Raw genomic sequence first — 19,000 nt, 5'->3', positions numbered from 1 at the left:
CCCAGCCATGAAAAAGGGCCGCGATCCAATTGGATCGCGGCCCTTTTTTTGCCTTCAGCTAACGCCGATCAAACCGCATCCAGCTCCGGTTCATCCGCTTCAACATTGACGCTGGCTTTCACCGCGTCATGGCGACGGATGTACTTCCAGTCCGCCTCGTCAATGTAGATGCCCGCCGGGCCGCTGCCGCCTTCCAGGTCGATGGCGACACTGGCGCAGACCTGCGGCTTCACACTCGCCAGAATCGGCACGAAGCCCAGTTGCAGGCTGGTTTCCAGCAGTGCCGCCTGGTTCTTCTCGTCGATGTCTGCCGCCTCGTCGAGGTAGTACGGCAGACGCACGCGACCGGCCAGGTCACGATCCATCAAGTGCAACAACAGGTACATGTTGGTCAGCGCCTTGATGGTCATGGTCGTACCGTTGGACGCCGCGCCGTCGATGTCGGTGTGGATCACCGGCTGACCGTTGACCTTGGTGATCTCGAACGCCAGTTCGAACAAGTCCTTGAGACCGAGCTGGTTGTGGTTCGCCGCCACCAGCCGTGCCAGGTACTCCTTGGCCTCTTCGTTCTTGTTGTCTTGCTCGGCACTCTGGCTCAGATCGAACACCGACAGGGTTTCGCCTTCTTCGTACTGACCGGCGCTGTGGATGATCTGATCGATGTGCTTGAGCGCTTCCTTGTTCGGCGCGAGCACGATGCGGAAACTCTGCAGGTTGGACACCTGACGCTTGTTGATCTCGCGGTTGAACAACGCCAGTTGATGCTCGAGGCTGTCGTAGTCGCTGCGGATGTTGCGCAGGGTCCGCGCGATGTCGGTGACCGCCGCACGACGGGCCTTGCCCAGGGTCAGCGCTTCATCAGTGCGGTGCGCGTACGCGTTGATCAGCAGTGTCAGACGGCGCTCCATATCGTCTTCGCTGTCAAACTTGGCCACACCTTTGAGGCGCACTTGCGCGTACAGCGCTTCAATCTGACCGTCGGCGCGCAGCAGGCCCTGCCAGCTGTCCTGATAGTCGTTGAGCAGCGGCAGCAGGTTGTCCATCGAGTCGTCGACCGGATCCATGAACGGCGTGCCGAACGGCAGATCCGCCGGCAGCAACTGACGGCGGCGCAAGGCGTCGTCGAGGGTGCGTTGCTTGGCTTCCATGTCGGCGATCTGCCGGCCGACCAGTTGCAGCTTGGCCGACAGTTGCTGGACGCGCTCAGTGAACGCATCGCTGGAGCGCTTGAGTTCATCCTGCGCGCCTTCCATCTGCGCCAGTTGTTCGAGCTTGTCGCCTTCCTCGGCGCTCAGGGTCTGAGTGCGACGGAAGTCTTCCAGCGCTTTCTGCGCGTCCAGCACTTGCTGGTACAGCGCTTCGGTCTGGGTCTTGCTCGCAGCGCGGTCGGCGGCTACAGCCTGTTGGGTTTTCAGCTGCTTGAGTTCTTTTTCCAGACGCTCTTTCTGATCGCGCAATGCCGCGCGGTCGGCCAACGCCTGCAGAGCCGGCGGCTCGATGTGCGAGATGTCGATCGACAGGCCCGGTACTTCGAAACGTTCACCCTTGAAGCCATCAAGGATCAGCTCGACCGATTTCACCCACTCGCCATCATCGTCGAGGGTGATGCCGTGTTCGCCCAGCGGCAGGCTGAACAGCGCGCTGTTGAACAGACGCATCAGACGCTCGACGTCTTGCTGCGAGAACTCTTCGCGCAGACGAGCGTAGCTGTTGTTGTCGGCGTGATCGAGTTGCTGCTTCACCGACTTCAGGCGTTTTTCCAGATCGCGCACGCGCTCTTCCAGATCCTCGGCGCTGAACTGCCGCGATTGCGCCAGGGCACCCGCCAGTTCGTCGTGGGCGTCCTTGGCCGCGAGCAATTGTTGCTCCAGCACTTTGACGTCATCGACCAGCGCGAAGCGGTTCTTCAGTACCGACAACTCACCGAGCCAGCGCTGGATACCGGAAATTTCCCGCTCAAGGCGCATCAATTCCTGGGTGCCGCCGCGCTGATCGTTTTGCAGGCTGTCCTGCTCGCCACGGTAATGGTCAGCCTGAATCGTCAGCTCTTCCTTGCGCGCACTGGCGTAGTCCGACCAAGTGCCAAGCAGCGAATCGAGCAGCGGCGACAGGCGATGCAGTTTGCCACGCAGCACGTCGCGCTGTTTCACGCCGTTGGCCAAGGCTTCAACCAAGGGGCCGGCCGCGACCAGCGAGTTGTAGTCCTGCTCCATCCGGCGCACGTCGCGGAAGGCTTCTTCGCATGCCGCAATGTAATCGACGCTGCCGGAACGCAGGCTGTGTTCGAAGGCATCGAGGAACAACTGTTTCAGTTTGGCTGCGGTGATTTCGCGCATGTGCAACAGGTTGATGAACAGCGCGCGGAAGGTCTTCAGGCTTTGCTCGCTGGTGGAGCGCAGCGGGATCAGGGTCAGGTCGAGCGGGATCGACGTGTGACCGCCAACCAGCAAACGACGCAGTTCATCCGGCTTGAGTTCGTAGGCTTTCAGGCCTTCTTTCTCAAGGTTGCTGAACAGCTCTTTCTGACGCAGGCAGGTGTCGTTCTTCTGGTAGTGCGCCAAGTCGAGCTTGCCGGCGTAGGCGAAGAACTGGTGACCGAAACCACCGCCCGGGCCGCGGCCGACCACGCCGATCACGTGCGGGCCGTGCGGCAGATTCACTTCGACGAGGATGTAACTGGTGTCGGACGCAAAGTAGAAGCGCCGCGATTGTTCCAGGCTGTACTTGCCGAAACTCATGTCCGACATGCGCGCCAGAATCGGAAACTGCAAGGCGTTGATCGACGCCGATTTACCGAGGTTGTTCGCGCCATAGACCGACAGCGGTTCTTCCAGCGGGAACAGGCCGAGGCTGTAACCGGCGGTGTTCAAAAGGGCAAAGCGGCGGATGCCGTAGCGTTCCTGGCTCATGCGTCGGACTCCTGTTCTTCGGCAATGGCGCGGGCCAGTGCGTCTTCTTCGCTTTCTTCTGCAAATTCGGACAAATCAAGCGGATCGTCGGTTTCGAGGAATTTGGCTTCGGCTTCTTCGTCGATCAGCACCGGCGCCGGCAGCGGCAGAACGCTGTGCACGCTGGCCGCCAGGTCGCGGTCTTGCTGCACCGACAGGCAGACGTCGAGGAAACGGTGCATCGGCGGCAGGAAGCGGTACACGCCGTTTTCTTCGCTGGCAAAACCGAGCTGAGTCATGCGGCGCATGATCTTTTCTTCGAGTTCTTCAACGGTCTGCACTTCGGCCTGGATGAACAGGTCGCGGTATTTCTCCAGCAACGATGGCAATTCTTCCCGACCGAGGCTGCCGCCGTCGAGCACGGCGATCGGGTCGCGGCCCTGGTCGGCCAGATGCTCGACGAGAATGAACGTGAACAGCGCCAGACGCTGGGCAGTCTTGTTCACCGCCGCAGCGGCCATGTCCGGTACGAAGTAGTAGAAACCACGGGTGTCGCAGACCAGTTCAAACCCCAACGCCTTGAACAGCGTGCGGTACTGATCCTGGAAGTTCGACAGTTGTGCGTACAGCTCCGGGTCGCGGCGGCTGACGTGGTAGCCCTTGAACAACTCGCGAAAGATCGGTGCGAGTTGCGACAGTTCGGAAAGATCAAGATGCATTGGGGATGCTCGCAGAATCCTCGGCGGCAGAGTCGCTGGCCGAGAGCAGGGCGAAGGAGCGCAGGCTGACCTGGTGCTCGTGAGTGTGGTATTCGCGGCGTTCCAGACGCTCGCGCTTGAAGCGTTTTTCCCGCGACAGGCGCGAGAACCAGTAGAGCAATTCGTCAGTGGCGCCGTCCGGTTCCTGCTCCAGCAGCCAGGTCATCAGATCCGGCATTGGCAAGGACTCTTCGCAACGCTCGACCATCTCGCGCACGGTGCGTGGCGCACGTGGGGCATCACCGGTTTTTTGCGTCTTGTGCGCCTTGGGGAAGCGTGCCGGTTTCGGCTCGAAGCGCGCCAGGGCGTAGACGTAGGCTTCGACCTGACTGGCGCTGCCGAGGAAAGTGCTTTGCGGCCGGGTGAACAGTGGCATCGCCGCTTGCGGCACGGCATCGATGCCTTTACGGCGAATCGCCGCCAGCGCCAGCGCGGCACCACGGGTCACGGCGTTGTGTCGGCGCGCTTCTTCACGCAGCGGCAGCAGCAGTTCGCGGGCATGACGCAGAGTCAACTGGGCGCTGGTCTGCATTTCGAGGATGCGCGCGTGGGTGCGCAGCAGCATGTCGTCATCGACCAGATGGCCGAGACGCTGCTGTTCGCTGAGCATCTTCAGCAGCACGGTTTCAACCTTGCGCACGCCTTGTTCGAAGGCGCCGTCGGCGTTCACCAGATCGATCATCGGCTCGACGTATTCGTCCCACGTCGCCAACACTTCGGCGTAACGCTGACGCAGCGGAATCTGTCGATCGCTGGTCTTCGCGCGTTCGGCCACGGCCACCAGTGCCTGCTCGTCGTTATCGAGCTTTTTCAGCACGTCACGCACGCGCATGTCGAGCAAGCGCAGCTGGCGGGCGAGGTCATGGCCGTCGCGAATGTCAAACGCGTCCTGAATGTAACCGGCCAGACGTTCGAGGTGGCGCAGGTAGGCTTCAATCTCCAGGCACAGGCCCAGGCGGTGCTCACGGCGCAGGTAGGCGAGGAAGTCGTGAATCTGTGCGTTGAGCTCGAAACGGTTCGGGCTTTTCGCGACAGGAATCAGAATATCGAGGCGAATCCACACGTCGAGCAGGCTGGTGATGTCCTGCGGCGTGCTGTCCAGTTGTTGGGCGGCCAGTTGCGTGCGCAGTTCGTTGAGGCTCAGGGTGCCTTGGTCGAAGTGCTCGCACAGTGGCTCCAGAAGTGCCCAGTGTTCAGCGAGGGCGCGCAAGACGCGCTTGGGTTCGATCATCGGAATGGCCGGCTGGTTGGCGATTAAAAGCCGCGATTGTACTGCATCACGAAGGATGCGATTCACTCTCGGGGACGGGCTGTCGCTTTCTTTAGGTCAAGTCTATCGATCAACAACGGGCGATCTTGAGCGAAGGGCGGTAGAATCAGCGCACTTTCAGTTATCCACAAGTGGCCGACCTTTGCTTATCGAGTCCCGCCGCCGCGCCTATTTGAACGCCATGCAGGTGGTCAACTGGCTGCCGCGCACCGAATTGCCTTTCGCCGCACCGTCGCGGCCCGAGCTGCTGGACATGCCCGAGCCTGAGCCAGAGGTCGCGGTGATGCCGGTTGTGCAGGCCGAAGCGGCGGTACAACCTGCCGCCCGTCCGGTAGAACGGCCGAAAATCGAAGTGCCGCGCCCCTCGCTCGCCAGTACCCGCAATGGCGCCAAGCCAGTGGAGGAGGTCGAAGAAGCGCCGGTCGTCGTCAAGCCCGCGCCGGTGCCACCACCGCGTTTCGCCCTGCAATTGCTGCGGGCCGGGGCTTGCCTGCTGCTGGTGGAGTTACCCACAGGCGAAGCGTTCCAGAGCCGCGATCCGGCCTATCTGCTGCTTAAAGACATGCTGCGTGCCGCCGGTCTGCCGGACGCGCCACAAATCGTCGGCGAGCCGGTGCGCTGGCCGTGGCTGAACCGCGGCACCATGGATCAAGGCCCGGAAGCCGCGCGCGACTTCGTGCAGGGTTTCCTCTCGGTACAAATGGAAGCGGCGCCTTGCGCCTGCCTGTGGCTGATCGGCCTGCCGGCAGTGCGCTTTGCCGGTGAAGCGGACGCCGAAGCGTTCAACAGTGAATTGCAGATTGAAGGCCTGGGCCTGGCCTGGGCCATTCCGGGTCTGGAATTGTTAATGGAAGAGCCACAGCGCAAGGCCGCTGTGTGGCAAGCCATGCGTCGGCTGATGGCGCGCTGGAAACCATCGAATGAGTGAAGCTGTATCGTTCCGCCCGATGACCGAGGCGGACCTGGACGCGGTATTGAAGATTGAATACGCGGCGTACAGCCACCCCTGGACCCGCGGAATTTTTCTCGACGGGCTGGGCAAGTACCAGATCTGGCTGATGTTCGAAGGCCAGCAGCAGGTCGGCCACGGGGTGGTGCAGATCATTCTGGATGAGGCGCACCTGCTGAACATTACGGTCAAACCGGAGAATCAAGGACGCGGGCTGGGCCTGACATTGCTCGAACACTTGATGTCGCGGGCCTATGCGGCGCAGGCGCGAGAGTGCTTTCTGGAAGTGCGTGACAGCAATACGGCGGCGTTCAAGCTGTATGAGCGCTATGGCTTCAACGAGATTGGCCGGCGTCGGGATTATTATCCGGCAGTGGGCGGGCGTGAAGATGCCGTGGTCATGGCCTGCACCTTGGTTGATTAAGCGTTAAAAGCTTCGCGAGCAAGCCCGCTCCCACAGGGATTTGAGTTGTGCCTCAAATCCCTGTGGGAGCGGGCTTGCTCGCGAAGGCGGCCTCTCAGGCCGCGAAGATCAGCGGTTGCCGTCCAGCGGATCACGCCGCGCCAGCTCCGCTTCATCCAGACCATTGCCGCCGCCGATGTCATCCTCGTCGACAATGCTCAAATCCCAATCTGCCTGATTGCCTTCTCCGGCCTCTTCGGCATCGCGGGCGCCGTCTTCATGAATCAGCGTTTCCGGGCTCATATCATCGTCGGTGGGTTCATGGTCAGCGGTCGATGCGCCGGTAAACCCGGCCTCGCGCACTCGCTCGTCGGGCATCAGTTGCTCGCGTTCGCGCTCCGGAATCTCGTCGCCGATTTTCGCGCTGGGTTCGTCCTCATCGAAATCCAGCTCATGCACCGAGCCCATGCGGTCTTCGTTATCATCGATGGGTTCCGGTTGCACCGCATCGTACGGACGTCGTGAATCAGTCATGGCAATTCCTCATACTGTGGGCCTTACTGAGTGGACTCACCGGGCACACGAGAATTCCAAAGAAAAACACCTGCGGTTCTTGCGTGACCCCGACGTGCGGTCGTCTGTCATACCAGCGCATCTTTCTTGAGGCCTTACACCATGCACGACTTACAAGACCTGATTGATAACAACGAGCGTTGGGCTGACGCGATCACCAAGGAAGACCCGGATTTCTTCGCCAAGCTGGCGCGCCAGCAAACCCCTGAGTACCTGTGGATCGGCTGCTCCGACGCGCGGGTGCCGGCCAACGAAATTGTCGGCATGCTGCCGGGCGATCTGTTCGTACACCGCAACGTCGCCAACGTGGTGCTGCACACCGACCTCAACTGCCTGTCGGTGATCCAGTACGCGGTCGACGTACTCAAGGTCAAACACATCCTCGTCACCGGCCACTACGGTTGCGGCGGTGTGCGCGCGTCGATGCAGGATCGCCAGTTCGGCCTGATCGACGGCTGGCTGCGCTCGATCCGCGATCTGTACTACGAAAAACGTGAAGAGCTGGCGAAGCTGCCAACCGAAGAAGAACAGGTCGACCGGTTGTGCGAACTCAACGTCGTCCAGCAAGTGGCCAACGTTGCCCACACCAGCATCATCCAGAACGCCTGGCATCGTGGGCAGAGTCTGTCGATTCACGGCTGCATCTATGGCATCAAGGACGGTCGCTGGAAAAGCCTGAACACCACGATCAGCGGTTTCGAGCAACTGCCGCCGCAATACCGTCTACGCCCCGTCGGAGCGTTGTAAGACCGATCAGTGCGCACGCCGCCAGCGCTGCAGGAAGTGCTGGCCCTCGATACTGGGTGGGTCATCGTAACCGGTGACCCACCCTCGACAGCGTGGCCCGCCGCAGGTACAGGCAAACTGCTGCAGCAGGCGATCTTCGGTGGCGGCGAAGTCGATGGTCAGGTGCTCTCCCGGGTGAATATCGCGCAGTGCCCAGAGCCACAGTTCGCTCATGTCGAGGAACACATTCGGGTCGCAGGCGTGTTCGAGCAGCCCGCAAAAGCGCGGGTCATAGATATGGATCCCGGTCAGTAGCTGACGGGTCTGGCGACAGCGATAGGGCAACAGTTGCCCGGAAATACGGCACATTCGGGTGATGCGCAAGAACTCCCGGCGTGCCACCACTGCGGCGTGCCCCTGTTGATCCTGAACGATTTCGAAATCGAGCGTAGAAGGGAAGCCGAGGCGCACGGGCAACCTGGCGAACGGGTAGATGCCTGGCGTATCGGGAGGTAGGTGGTGCCGATGTGCGTGATTGCCCATAACGTTCCCTGTCATCAAGTGTTGTGACTTGCGTGGCCTGACGTCCTGTCAGTGCCGCAACCCGGTTGTTTGGATCCAATCATTTCTCGAATGCCGCATAGCGTCTACTGTCAGATCTGACAGGCGAAAAGAGCTGCTTCCCGCGTCAGCATTGACTGACACGAGAAGCCTTTTCAGCAGATCAGAGGTGGGGGGCAGGCACCGCAGTGGCCGGCAACTCGCCCTTGAGCTGTTGCAGCTGCGCCTTGATCGGCGTGGTCGAGCATTTCGCGGCCGCTTGTTCCGGGGTCAGGTTGCGGATCGAGGTGTAGAACAGCTCGCAGGTCTTGACCTTCTGCGTCACTTGCCAGGTCTGCGTGCAGCTGTTGAGCAGGGTTTTCGGGTCGGTGCTCGGTTTGCTGCCCATCCCGGCCTGCCAGCAGGCCGCGCTCAAGTCCTGGCCCATGACCTTCAGCCCGGCGGCGTCAGCCTTGGCTTCATCGCCGTTGTAGCTGGCCGGGTCAGCGGCGTACCAGATGTAGCTCGGATGGTTCGAGCCCAGCACCGGCACATTCACCCCGGTGCTCGGGCTGATGGTTGCCAGCCCCAAAACGCCGACAGTCGGCCCGTATTGCTGCTTGATCCAGTTACGCACCGGTGCGCCGAATGCGACCATCGGCAGGGTGGTGCCGGCGCTGGTCTGGCTGAACTGCTTGACCAGTGTGGTCTGGTAATCCTTGAAGTAGTCGTAGACCCCCTCCAGATCACTGCCGGCATTGGACGGCGCCGCGATCGGCGCGATGTCGATGATGGTTTGATAGGCCGGGGTCTGATCAGCCGGGATGCCGTTGTCGGTCAGCAGCGTGGCCCAGCGGTCGGTGGTGTTCGAGCGCAGGTAATCCTGAGCCTGGGTCAGCGAATAGTCCGGCGGGAAGTGCAGCAGCTCGACGCTCTTGCGATTTTCCAGGGCCATGCCCAGCGGCAGGAACAGGTACCAGCTGTAAGCCCACTTGCCATCGGCGTTGAGCTTGCTGGCGCCGTTGTAGGCCAGATCGCCGGCGTCGAGCAGTGCCGACAGCGGCTTGTCGTAGCCTTTCGGTACGCCGCTGATTTCGACATGGATCTGCCCGTTATCGTTCTTCACCAACACCTTGGCATTGGCGTAACCGTCGCGTTGCACGCTCTGGCTCAGGTAGTGGGCGACGGTTTGCTCCAGCGACCAGTTGCGATAGCAGATCACGCTGCAATTGTTGGGGTAGGCGAAGAGACGGGTGACGCGCTCGGTGCTGCCCAGTTTCAGGTCGACATCGGCGTGGGCCGCCGCGCTCAGCGTGAACGCGGCGAGCGCCAGTGCGGTGGGGGTAAGTCCTGCGAGTTTGAACATGCTCAGATCCTTTTCAGCGTGGGTTCCCCGTGATGTCGGGGCGCTTCATATTGGATCAGCCGTGGTGCACAGAGAAGCCGTCATTCACGGTTTTTTGCGTCAGCCCGCAGGGCTTGGTTTCAGGCCTGGAAATGCAGAGCGTTGGTCAAGTCGCCCATGGGTTTCTGGCCGCGGGCGATCATCGCCTCGTCACGCTGCTTGAGACCATCCAGGGTTTCGAGCTGGAACACTCGAGTGATCAGGCGCAGGATCGACGCCGTGTCGTAGACCGTGTGATCCACCGTGCCTTTGCGGGCAAACGGCGACACCACCAGCGCCGGCACCCGCGACCCTGGCCCCCAGCGATCGCCTTTGGGCGGTGCAACGTGATCCCACCAGCCGCCGTTTTCATCGACGGTGACGACCACCACCATGTTTTTCCATTGCGGGCTTTCGCGCAGCACCTTAAGGGCACGGACGATGTGCCGGTCGCCGGAAGCCACGTCGGCATAACCGGCGTGCATGTTCAGGTTGCCTTGGGGTTTGTAGAAACTCACCGCCGGCAGCTTGCCGGCCTCGGCATCGGCGAAGAATTTGTTGGTGCTCGACTCGTCCCCCAGGCCGGCATCGCGCAAGCGTTTACTGCGCTCCTGCGGGTTCTCCGGGCCTTGCTGCTTGAAGTAGTTGAACGGCTGGTGGTGATATTGAAAGTTGGGAATCTTCGGAATGCCGCCCGAGTCCTTGTATTGCTCCAGCGTCGCTTGCCACGCACCGGCGTACCACGCCCAGTCGATGCTCTTCTTCGACAGCTTGTCGCCGATGTGCTCGTGGGTTTGCGGCACCATCACATTGGGCAGATCGGCTTTTGAGTATTCCGGACGCTCCGGATCACGAATCCACGTCGGCCAGTACGGTGGCGCGAGGGTGTTCACACCAAAACCGTCCGGGGTCAGCGCGCTCGGGCCGAACTGCGGCGGACCGGTCATGGCGCTGGCCGGCGATTGCTCCAGCGGTTTCAGGCGCGGATCGGCCGGGTCGGCACTTTGCAGGGCGGCGATCTGACTCTTGGCCACCGAATTGGCTGCGTCCGGATAGAACGGTGCGGTGGCGCTGATCAGGTATTGGTGGTTGAGGAACGAGCCACCGAAAGCACCCTGGAAAAAGTTGTCGCACAGCACGAACTCCCGGGCCACGTCCCACAGACGCAGGGAATAACGGCTCTGGGCGTAGTGGCCCATGGTCAGGCCGCCGGAGTCGGCCCACGCGACGAAGCCGTCGTTCTTGCCGCCGTTGATCTGCATCTGGTTCTGATAGAACACGTGCCACAAATCGCGGGTGACCAGACCGAACGGCAAGTCTTCGGCATTCGGGCCTTTGAGGGCGAACGGCGCGTTGGGCAGATTCTCCTGAAACTGGGTGGCGCTGGGGTAGGTCACGCCATCGAGGGTTTGCGGACCGATCTGCAACACCCCGCCCCAGACAGGCGGCAAAGCCTGCAGCAGGCTGCCGTCGCGGTCACGTTGTTGATAATCGGCAGGCTTGAGGGCAGACAGCGGCTTTTCGACACCGGGAAAATCACCGAACAGGTTGTTGAAGCTGCGGTTCTCGGCGTAGATCACCACCACGGTTTTCACCTGGTCACGCAGGGCCTTGTCCAGCTCGGTCGGCGTCAGCGGGCGTTCGGCCGGTTTGCCCGGCTGATCGCTGGCGTTACCGCAGCCAGCCAGCGTGGCGCCCACACCCAGAACAGCGACTCCGCCGAGGAAGCGGCGGCGACTGGTGTCGGTGGGGTTGTCGGATTCAGGTGCGTCAGTGCCGTCTGTTTCGTCTCTCATCTGTCAGCCCGTTTTGCTTAATTGTTTCAGTTTGTTTCGGGCGGACGCTAGCAAGCGAATGTGACGTTTGGGTGACAATTTGAAGCGGGCGGTGCACCAGTGTGCGAACGAGCTTGCTCGCGAATGCGCTCTATCAGTCATATCACTGGTGAATGACACCGCGTATTCGCGAGCAAGCCCGCTCCCACAGGTTTTATGGTGTTGGTTTTTAAACTGGTTTACGGCATCACCGGCGGCGTATACGCCAATGTCGTCCCCAGCACCCACAACAAGAACAGCACCAGCGGCGTGTGCACCAGCAGTTGCACAAACGAGAAGCCGATCAGGTCCCGCGCCTTCAGGCCGAGCACGCCCAGCAGCGGCAGCATGTAGAACGGGTTGATCAGGTTTGGCAGCGCTTCGGCGGCGTTGTAGATCTGCACCGCCCAGCCGAGGTGGTATTGCAAGTCGTTGGCGACCTGCATCACGTACGGCGCCTCAATGATCCACTTGCCGCCCCCGGACGGAATGAAGAAGCCGAGAATCGCCGAGTACACGCCCATCAACAGCGCATAGGTGTCGTGGGACGCGATGCTGACGAAGAAGGTCGAGATGTGATGCGCCAGGGTTTGCGCATCGGCGCCTTTGACCGTAGTCAGCAGCGCGGCGATCGAGCCGTACAGCGGGAACTGGATCAGCACGCCGGTGGTGGTCGGCACCGCACGGGCCACCGCATCGAGGAAGCTGCGCGGGCGCCAGTGCAGCAGGGCGCCGAGCATGATGAACAGGAAGTTATAAGTGTTGAGCCCGGAAATCGCGGTGATCGCCGGTTTGGTCGAGAACTCGTGGAACAGCCAGCCGGCCGCCAGCAGCACCAGCAAAATGATCAGCAGTGGGCTGTGTTCCAGCCATTCGCCGGGCCGGGTACGCGGTTGCAGTGGCGGCAGATTGAACGCCGGGTCGATGCCGCACTCCTTGGCATCGCGTGCGGAGTTCGGGCCGGGGGCGGTGGCGTAGGCGACGATGATCGAAATCACGATCAGCGCCAGCAGCATGGCGCCGGACTGCCAGAGGAAGATGGTCTGGGTGAACGGAATCACCCCGGTGATCGACAGGATCGACGGCGGCAGGCTGGCCGGGTTGGCCTGCAATTGCGCGGCCGATGATGACAGCCCCAGCGCCCAGACCGCGCCCAGGCCCAGATACGCCGCAGCACCGGCCGCGCGGTAATCCATTTTCAGATCGGTGCGGCGGGCGAGGGCGCGCACCAGCAAACCGCCGAACACCAGCGACAGGCCCCAATTCAGCAGCGAAGCGACCATCGAGATCAGCGCGACCCAGGCCACGGCGGAGCGGCCGTTCTTCGGGATGCGTGCCAGTCTGTCGATCAGTTTGACCGCCGGCGGCGAGCTGGCGACCACGTAACCGCCAATCACCACGAAGGCCATTTGCATGGTAAACGGGATCAGGCTCCAGAACCCGTCGCCGAATGCCATCGCCGCATCGGTGGGTTTGGCGCCCATGGCCATAGTGGCCAACGCAACAATGATTACCGCCAATGCAGCGAATACCCAAGAGTCGGGGAACCAGCGTTCGGCAAAGCTGGAGCAGCGCAGGGCAAAGCGCGCGGAGCGGCTATCTTCGATCTCAACGGCCACAGGAAGTACCTCGGATTTTTATGGTTATTTTGGGTCTGCAGATCACTGAGTGCTTTGGGTGGGAGCGGGCTTGCTCGCGAATGCGGTGTTTCAGACCAATCAGTGTCGACTGACACACTGCATTCGCGAGCAAGCCCGCTCCCACAGGTTTTCACTGGACCGTGGCTGCAGACAGGCCTCAACAGTAAATCAAGCCAAGCGCTTTTGTGAGCAGGTTTTGCAAAACCATGACTATGGTCTAACGGGTTGTCCCCAGGCGGATTTGCGTAGACCATGAGCGCCTTGGTTTTTTGCCTGCCAGAGTTCTTTGCCATGACTGCCCAATCCACAGCCCGACCTGCGTCGTTCAGCCGTTCCGACTACAAGACCCTCGGCCTTGCAGCCCTTGGCGGGGCGCTGGAAATCTACGATTTCATCATTTTCGTGTTCTTCGCCCTGACCCTCAGCCAGTTGTTCTTCCCGCCGGAAATGCCTGAGTGGCTGCGTCTGCTGCAAAGCTTCGGGATCTTCGTCACCGGTTATCTGGCGAGGCCGCTGGGCGGGATCCTGATGGCGCATTTCGCCGATCGGCTGGGGCGCAAGAAGGTCTTCAGCCTGAGCATCCTGATGATGGCGCTGCCGTGCCTGCTGATCGGGATCATGCCGACGTATGCGCAGATCGGTTACTTCGCGCCGCTGCTGTTGCTGGCGCTGCGCATCCTGCAGGGCGCGGCGGTCGGTGGTGAGGTGCCGAGCGCCTGGGTGTTCGTCGCCGAGCATGCGCCCACCGGGCATCGCGGTTATGCCCTGGGCTTTTTGCAGGCCGGGCTGACCTTCGGTTATCTGATCGGCGCGTTGACTGCAACGTTTCTCACGCAGGCGTTTACCCCGGCGGAAATCCTCGATTACGCCTGGCGTTATCCGTTCCTGCTCGGCGGAGTGTTCGGCGTGATTGGCGTGTACCTGCGCCGCTGGCTGAGCGAAACGCCGGTGTTCATGGCCATGGAAGCGCAAAGCGAGGCGCGGGTCGAACTGCCGTTGCGCACGGTGCTGCGTGAGCATCGGCTGGCGATGCTGCCGGCGATGCTGCTGACATGTGTGCTGACCTCGGCGGTGGTGGTGTTCGTGGTGATCACCCCGACCATGATGCAGAAAACCTTCGGCATGACCGCCAGCCACACCTTTGCCCTGAGTGCATTGGGCATCGTCTTTCTCAACATTGGCTGCGTGATTGCCGGACTGCTGGTCGATCGCCTTGGTGCCTGGCGCACGGTCATGCTTTATAGCCTGCTGCTGCCATTGGGCATCGGCGTGCTTTACAGCTGTCTGATCATGGGCGGCAACTGGGTGGGGCTGGCGTACGCCATCGCCGGCCTGGCCTGCGGTGTGGTCGGCGCGGTGCCGTCAGTGATGGTCGGTCTGTTCCCGGCGCGTATCCGGGTGTCCGGCATTTCCTTCACCTACAACATTGCCTACGCCGCGTGGGCAAGCATCACACCGCTGCTGCTGATCGGTCTGATGCCATGGAGCCCATGGATCTGTGTGATGTTCTGCGCGGTGATGGGCGCGGTCGGCATCGTCAGCGCGGCGTACTTCGGTGTACGCATGCCCGGGGTCGGGCGCCGTTCGGTAGCGCGCTGTTCCTGAAGGCCGTTACGTCAACCAGTGCCACCACAGCAAGGTCCCCACCAGGCCTACCACCGAGACGATGGTTTGCAGGATCGACCAGACCCAGATCGTCTGTTTCAGTTGCAGGCCAAAGTACTCGCGAACCATCCAGAAGCCGGCGTCGTTGACGTGGCAGAAGAACACTGAGCCGGCGCCAATCGCCAGCGCCACTAACGAGCTTTGCGTCGCGGCGAGGCCCGCCATCATCGGCGCCAGAATCCCCGCCGTCGTTGTGGTGGCCACCGTCGCCGAGCCTGTGGCCTGACGCAGTGCCACGGCAATCAGCCAGGCCAGCAGCAGATACGGCATGTGCGCGCCTTCGGCGACTTTGCTGATGGTCTGGCTGACGCCGGCATCCAGCAAGGTCTGCTTCAAGCCGCCACCGGCACCAATGGTCAGCAACAGTACGGCAATCGGCGCGAGGCTTTTGCGCAGGGTGCCGCCGACGTGTTCACGCGGCATGCCGTTGGCCCAGCCGAGGCAGATCACTGCCGCCATGACGGCAATGCCCAGCGCCACCAACGGTTCGCCGAGAAACTTCAGGGTCAGGGCGACACTGCTTTGCGGGCTCATCGCGACTTTCGCCAGGGTGCTGCCGAGCATCAGCAGCACCGGCAACAGAATGATCAGCAGCGACATGCCGAAACTCGGTTGGCGCGGCGCTTTTGGCGGGGCGCTGAACAGCGCGCCGAGTTCTGCCGGCTCATCGACGTGCATGCGTTTCGACAGCCAGTTGCCGTAGATCGGTCCGGCCAGGATCACCGCCGGGATGGCGATGCTGAAGCCCAGCAACATGGTCAGCCCAAGGTCGGCGTGCAACGCGCTGACCGCGATCAACGGCCCGGGATGCGGCGGCATCAGGGCATGCAGCGTGGTCATCCCGGCCAGCGCCGGAATGGCGATTTTCAACAGCGGCTGACCGGAGCGGCGGGCCATGACGAAGATGATCGGTACCATCATCACCAGCCCCACTTCGAAGAACAGCGGCAGGCCGATCACCATCGCCACCAGCGCCATGACCCACGGCAGGGACTTGCCTTTGCCCAGCCCGAGCAAGGTCGACGCAATGCGGTCGGCTGCGCCGGATTCGGCCATCAGCGCGCCGAGCATCGAGCCCAGCGCGATGATGATCCCCGCCTCACCGAGAATCGCCCCGGCGCCTTTACTGAACGCCTTGGCCACGTCCTCAGGCGGTAAACCCGCGCCGACGCCGGCAATGAACGTGCCGATCAGGATCGATAGAAAGGGCGGAAGCCTGGTGACGCTGATCAACACGATAATCGTCGCGATCGCCAGCAGGCAGCAGAGAATCAGGCGGGTGTCGTGAACCATCCAGGCAGCGGTCGATAAATCCAAAACGGAACTCCTTATCGGGCGGATACCGGCAACATATTGTTGCAATTTGCCCTGAGAATACCTGATATGGCCGGGCCAGAGCGCCGGGTTTTGTATCCGTTCTGCGGGGGCGAATAAGACCAATGGCCCATTGAGATTATTTTTGACTGACCGGTCTCAATTGCTCTTCAGAAAAGTTTTCCAAGGCCGATGGTTAGGCTGCATCCCGCTTTCTACCCAGCCATCGGTACTTTCCCATGTTCAACAAACGCCTCAAGCAAGAGCTGGCGGCTCTTCGTGAAGAACTCTCCAGCCTGCTGCAAGTGAAGGAAAGCCTGGAAAGCGAGATGCTGGTGCTGACCCTGGAGGCCGATGGGCGGATCCAGTCGGTCAATCAGAACTTCCTCGCCGAGATGCTCTACAAGAGCCAGGACCTGGTGGGGCGCGCCATTGAAGACATCGTTCCGGCGCATGTAAAGGCCGATGAGTTTCACCATCGCTTCAAGGCCGCGCTGACCCGTGGCGAGCATTTCGCCGGGGCCGTGCGCCTGCTGCGCGGTAATGGCGAAGAGGCGTGGCTGCGCTCCATCGTGCAGCCGGTGCGCTCGTCGGATGGCCGGATCAAGCATTTCTCGATTTTTTCCAGCGACCTGACCCGTACCATCGAAGCCTCCCGCGAGCACGAAAACCTGATTGGCGCGCTGGTGCGTTCCACTGCGGTGATCGAGTTCGATCTCAACGGCAACGTGTTGAATGCCAACGAGCGCTTCCTCAGCGGCATGGGTTACAGCCTGGCGCAGATCAAGGGCAAGCATCACCGGATGTTCTGCACGCCGGAGGAGTACAACAGCACCGAGTACCAGAACTTCTGGCGTCGTCTGAACAATGGCGAGTTTGTGGCCGAGCGCTTCAAGCGTGTCGACAGCCATGGTCGTACCGTGTGGCTGGAGGCGTCCTACAACCCGGTGGTTGATGCCAACAACAAACTCTACAAAGTGGTGAAGTTCGCCACGGTGATCACCGATCAGGTCAATCGCGAACAAGCGGTAGCCGACGCGGCCAGCATTGCCTACAGCACTTCGCAGCAAACCGACAGCACCGCGCAACGTGGCACCACGGTGGTCACCGAGGCGGTGAATGTGATGCGTGATCTGTCGCGACACATGCAGTCTGCCGGCGAGGGCATCGAGGCGCTGAACGAGCAGTCGCAGGTGATCGGTACCATCGTCAAAACCATCAGCGGCATTGCCGAGCAAACCAACCTGCTGGCGCTCAACGCTGCCATCGAAGCGGCCCGTGCCGGCGAACAGGGCCGGGGCTTTGCGGTGGTGGCCGACGAAGTGCGGCAATTGGCTTCGCGCACCAGTCAGGCGACCGAAGAGATCGTCACCGTGGTGCGGCAGAACCAGGAGATGGCGCGCAACGCCGTGGCCCTGATGACCGACGGCAAGCTTCAGGCCGAACAAGGCCTGGCGCTGGCAGCAGAGGCGGGCACGGTGATCGTCGAGATTCAGGACGGCGCGCAGAAAGTGGTGGATGCGGTCGGGCAGTTTGCCAATCAACTTTCCCACTGACCTGCACGCCTCTCTCCTGTGGGAGCGAGCCAGCTCGCGAAAGCGGCGTGTCATTCAACATTGATGTGATTGACCTTACGCCTTCGCGAGCAGGCTCGCTCCCACAGATTCAGTGTTTCCTCAGCGGTGGCGCTACAATCGGCTCCTTTTCTCCGGAGCAGATCCCCATGAGCGCTTCCCACCGCCGCCCGGTGCCCTTGAACAAAGCCTACCGTCTGCTCAATCACGGGCCGACCGTGCTGGTCAGCGCTGCCCATGACGGCCAACGCAACATCATGGCCGCCGCCTGGGCGATGCCGCTGGATTTCGAACCGCCGAAAGTCGCGGTCGTCCTTGATAAATCCACCTGGACCCGCCAGTTGCTCGAAGCCTGCGGCACGTTTGTGCTCAACGTGCCGTGCGTCAATCAGGCCGACATCGTGCAAACCGTCGGCAATACCTCGGGTCTGCAGATCAAGCAGGATCAGGGGCAGGACAAGTTTCAGGCTTACGGGCTGCAGACCTTCGCTGGCGAAACCGTCGACGCCCCGCTGCTCGAAGGCTGCGTCGCCTGGCTCGAATGCCGCTTGCTGCCCGAACCGCGCAATCACGAGCAGTACGACCTGTTCCTCGCCGAGGTCATCGCCGCCCAGGCCGATGAGCGCGTGTTCAGCGACGGGCGTTGGCATTTCGACGGGCATGATGGTTTGCGTACGCTGCACCACGTGGCTGGCGGGCACTTCCTGACGATTGGCGATGCGGTGGACGGCAAAACCTTGCCACAGTGACATTCGCCTGATGGAAAACCTGCGCCGAATGGAGCAAGGTGTGGGGCATTGTCGAACCGATCAGGCGCGTGCCCCATGGACCTTTCCCTTTCGAGTTATCTCGCCCCGCTGCTGTCACTGGCATTGTTGTGGACAGTCGCGGTGGTCACACCCGGTCCGAACTTCTTCAACATCGCCCAACTGGCGGTCAGCCGCTCGCGCCGCCATGGAGTGGTCGCGGCACTCGGTGTCGCCAGCGGGACGGTGTTGTGGGGCCTGGCTGGCGGCTTGGGCATCCAGTCGCTGTTCAGTGCAGCGCCGACGCTGTACCTGAGCTTCAAGATCGCCGGCGGCTGCTACCTGATCTATCTCGGGCTCAAGCAGTTCAAGCGCAAGGCGCCGATCATGCACGGGACGCTGGACACCTCGCAGCAGACCTTGCTCGGCGCCTACGGACGGGGCTTTCTGGGCAACATGACCAACCCCAAGTCGGCACTGTTCGTCGCCACCATCTTCGCCACCGCGATGCCGGCCCATGTGCCGCCGTTGTTGCTGGCGCTGGCGGTGCTGACCATGGCGACGTTGTCGTTCAGCTGGTATTGCAGCGTGGCGCTGTTCTTTGCCAGCCGGCGAATTGCGAGCGTTTACGAGCGGTCGCGGCAATGGCTGGATCGCTTGGCCGGTGGCTGCTATCTGTTGTTTGGGGCGCATCTGGTGGCTAATCGCTGAGCCGGGTGATCTTGCGAGTCAAACCCCTTGCACTAAAAAGGCTTA

Annotated in this window: 16 protein-coding genes and 1 pseudogene; 8 read left to right on the top strand and 9 right to left on the bottom strand. The window is 61.7% G+C overall.

Annotated features, from left to right (window positions below):
- Positions 1-68 precede the first annotated feature (68 nt).
- From mksF to mksB, 3 genes are read right to left on the bottom strand one after another with little or no spacing between them, the layout of a single operon-like run.
- On the bottom strand, positions 69-2,909 hold the full coding sequence (mksF, locus tag AC1UK9_RS23770) for an Mks condensin complex protein MksF (protein WP_482578624.1): 2,841 nt from the start codon (positions 2,907-2,909) through the stop codon (positions 69-71).
- A complete protein-coding gene (gene mksE / locus AC1UK9_RS23765) occupies positions 2,906-3,607 on the bottom strand; it encodes an Mks condensin complex protein MksE (RefSeq protein WP_473013595.1) in 702 nt (233 codons plus the stop codon). The genes mksF and mksE overlap by 4 nt, the downstream gene beginning before the upstream one ends.
- A complete protein-coding gene (gene mksB, locus AC1UK9_RS23760; RefSeq protein ID WP_482578623.1) occupies positions 3,597-4,877 on the bottom strand; it encodes an Mks condensin complex protein MksB in 1,281 nt (426 codons plus the stop codon). Before mksB ends, mksE begins: the two co-directional genes overlap by 11 nt.
- A gap of 220 nt (positions 4,878-5,097) precedes the next feature.
- Here mksB and AC1UK9_RS23755 point away from each other — a divergent pair, with 220 nt between their 5' ends.
- Both AC1UK9_RS23755 and rimI read left to right on the top strand, forming a co-directional pair.
- A complete protein-coding gene (locus tag AC1UK9_RS23755) occupies positions 5,098-5,844 on the top strand; it encodes a hypothetical protein (RefSeq protein WP_025109379.1) in 747 nt (248 codons plus the stop codon).
- Positions 5,837-6,289, top strand: coding sequence for a ribosomal protein S18-alanine N-acetyltransferase (rimI, locus tag AC1UK9_RS23750; RefSeq protein WP_025109378.1), 453 nt, complete (start codon positions 5,837-5,839; stop codon positions 6,287-6,289). Before AC1UK9_RS23755 ends, rimI begins: the two co-directional genes overlap by 8 nt.
- Before the next feature lie 108 nt (positions 6,290-6,397).
- On the opposite strand, the gene AC1UK9_RS23745 is transcribed toward rimI, so the two are convergent.
- The gene (locus AC1UK9_RS23745; RefSeq protein WP_473013593.1) at positions 6,398-6,802 is read right to left on the bottom strand and encodes a serine kinase/phosphatase; all 405 of its coding nucleotides are present in this window, start codon (positions 6,800-6,802) and stop codon (positions 6,398-6,400) included.
- A gap of 141 nt (positions 6,803-6,943) precedes the next feature.
- Here AC1UK9_RS23745 and can point away from each other — a divergent pair, with 141 nt between their 5' ends.
- The gene (gene can, locus AC1UK9_RS23740) at positions 6,944-7,588 is read left to right on the top strand and encodes a carbonate dehydratase (protein ID WP_003228196.1); all 645 of its coding nucleotides are present in this window, start codon (positions 6,944-6,946) and stop codon (positions 7,586-7,588) included.
- A 6-nt stretch (positions 7,589-7,594) separates the two neighbouring features.
- On the opposite strand, the gene AC1UK9_RS23735 is transcribed toward can, so the two are convergent.
- The 4 genes from AC1UK9_RS23735 to AC1UK9_RS23720 form a co-directional block, all read right to left on the bottom strand.
- The gene (locus AC1UK9_RS23735) at positions 7,595-8,110 is read right to left on the bottom strand and encodes an SET domain-containing protein-lysine N-methyltransferase (protein WP_025109376.1); all 516 of its coding nucleotides are present in this window, start codon (positions 8,108-8,110) and stop codon (positions 7,595-7,597) included.
- 181 nt (positions 8,111-8,291) lie between these two features.
- The gene (locus AC1UK9_RS23730) at positions 8,292-9,473 is read right to left on the bottom strand and encodes a hypothetical protein (RefSeq protein ID WP_482578622.1); all 1,182 of its coding nucleotides are present in this window, start codon (positions 9,471-9,473) and stop codon (positions 8,292-8,294) included.
- Positions 9,474-9,592: 119 nt separating this feature from the next.
- Complete coding sequence (locus AC1UK9_RS23725; protein ID WP_482578621.1) at positions 9,593-11,287, bottom strand: acid phosphatase; 1,695 nt, start codon at positions 11,285-11,287, stop codon at positions 9,593-9,595.
- 218 nt (positions 11,288-11,505) lie between these two features.
- Complete coding sequence (locus AC1UK9_RS23720) at positions 11,506-12,924, bottom strand: short-chain fatty acid transporter (RefSeq protein ID WP_482578620.1); 1,419 nt, start codon at positions 12,922-12,924, stop codon at positions 11,506-11,508.
- A gap of 312 nt (positions 12,925-13,236) precedes the next feature.
- Between AC1UK9_RS23720 and AC1UK9_RS23715 the strand changes: the two genes are divergently transcribed.
- On the top strand, positions 13,237-14,550 hold the full coding sequence (locus tag AC1UK9_RS23715; protein ID WP_482578619.1) for an MFS transporter: 1,314 nt from the start codon (positions 13,237-13,239) through the stop codon (positions 14,548-14,550).
- A 6-nt stretch (positions 14,551-14,556) separates the two neighbouring features.
- On the opposite strand, the gene AC1UK9_RS23710 is transcribed toward AC1UK9_RS23715, so the two are convergent.
- Positions 14,557-15,927, bottom strand: a complete 1,371-nt coding sequence (locus AC1UK9_RS23710) for a GntT/GntP/DsdX family permease (protein ID WP_025109371.1) — start codon at positions 15,925-15,927, stop codon at positions 14,557-14,559.
- 236 nt (positions 15,928-16,163) lie between these two features.
- Here AC1UK9_RS23710 and AC1UK9_RS23705 point away from each other — a divergent pair.
- From AC1UK9_RS23705 to AC1UK9_RS23690, 4 genes and pseudogenes are all read left to right on the top strand, one after another.
- Positions 16,164-16,892: pseudogene (locus AC1UK9_RS23705) on the top strand (PAS domain-containing protein); the annotation flags it as partial.
- A complete protein-coding gene (locus tag AC1UK9_RS23700; protein ID WP_256214621.1) occupies positions 16,872-17,480 on the top strand; it encodes a methyl-accepting chemotaxis protein in 609 nt (202 codons plus the stop codon). The pseudogene AC1UK9_RS23705 and the gene AC1UK9_RS23700, both read left to right, overlap by 21 nt.
- A gap of 167 nt (positions 17,481-17,647) precedes the next feature.
- Complete coding sequence (locus AC1UK9_RS23695) at positions 17,648-18,247, top strand: flavin reductase family protein (protein ID WP_482578618.1); 600 nt, start codon at positions 17,648-17,650, stop codon at positions 18,245-18,247.
- A 75-nt stretch (positions 18,248-18,322) separates the two neighbouring features.
- A complete protein-coding gene (locus AC1UK9_RS23690; RefSeq protein WP_473013587.1) occupies positions 18,323-18,955 on the top strand; it encodes a LysE family translocator in 633 nt (210 codons plus the stop codon).
- The last annotated feature ends 45 nt before the right edge of the window (positions 18,956-19,000 follow it).

The organism is Pseudomonas sp. AK-TSAG1-1 (genome assembly GCF_056821665.1).
The sequence above is the reverse complement of the archived record's forward strand: the minus strand, read 5'-3'. Positions and strand labels throughout refer to the sequence as shown.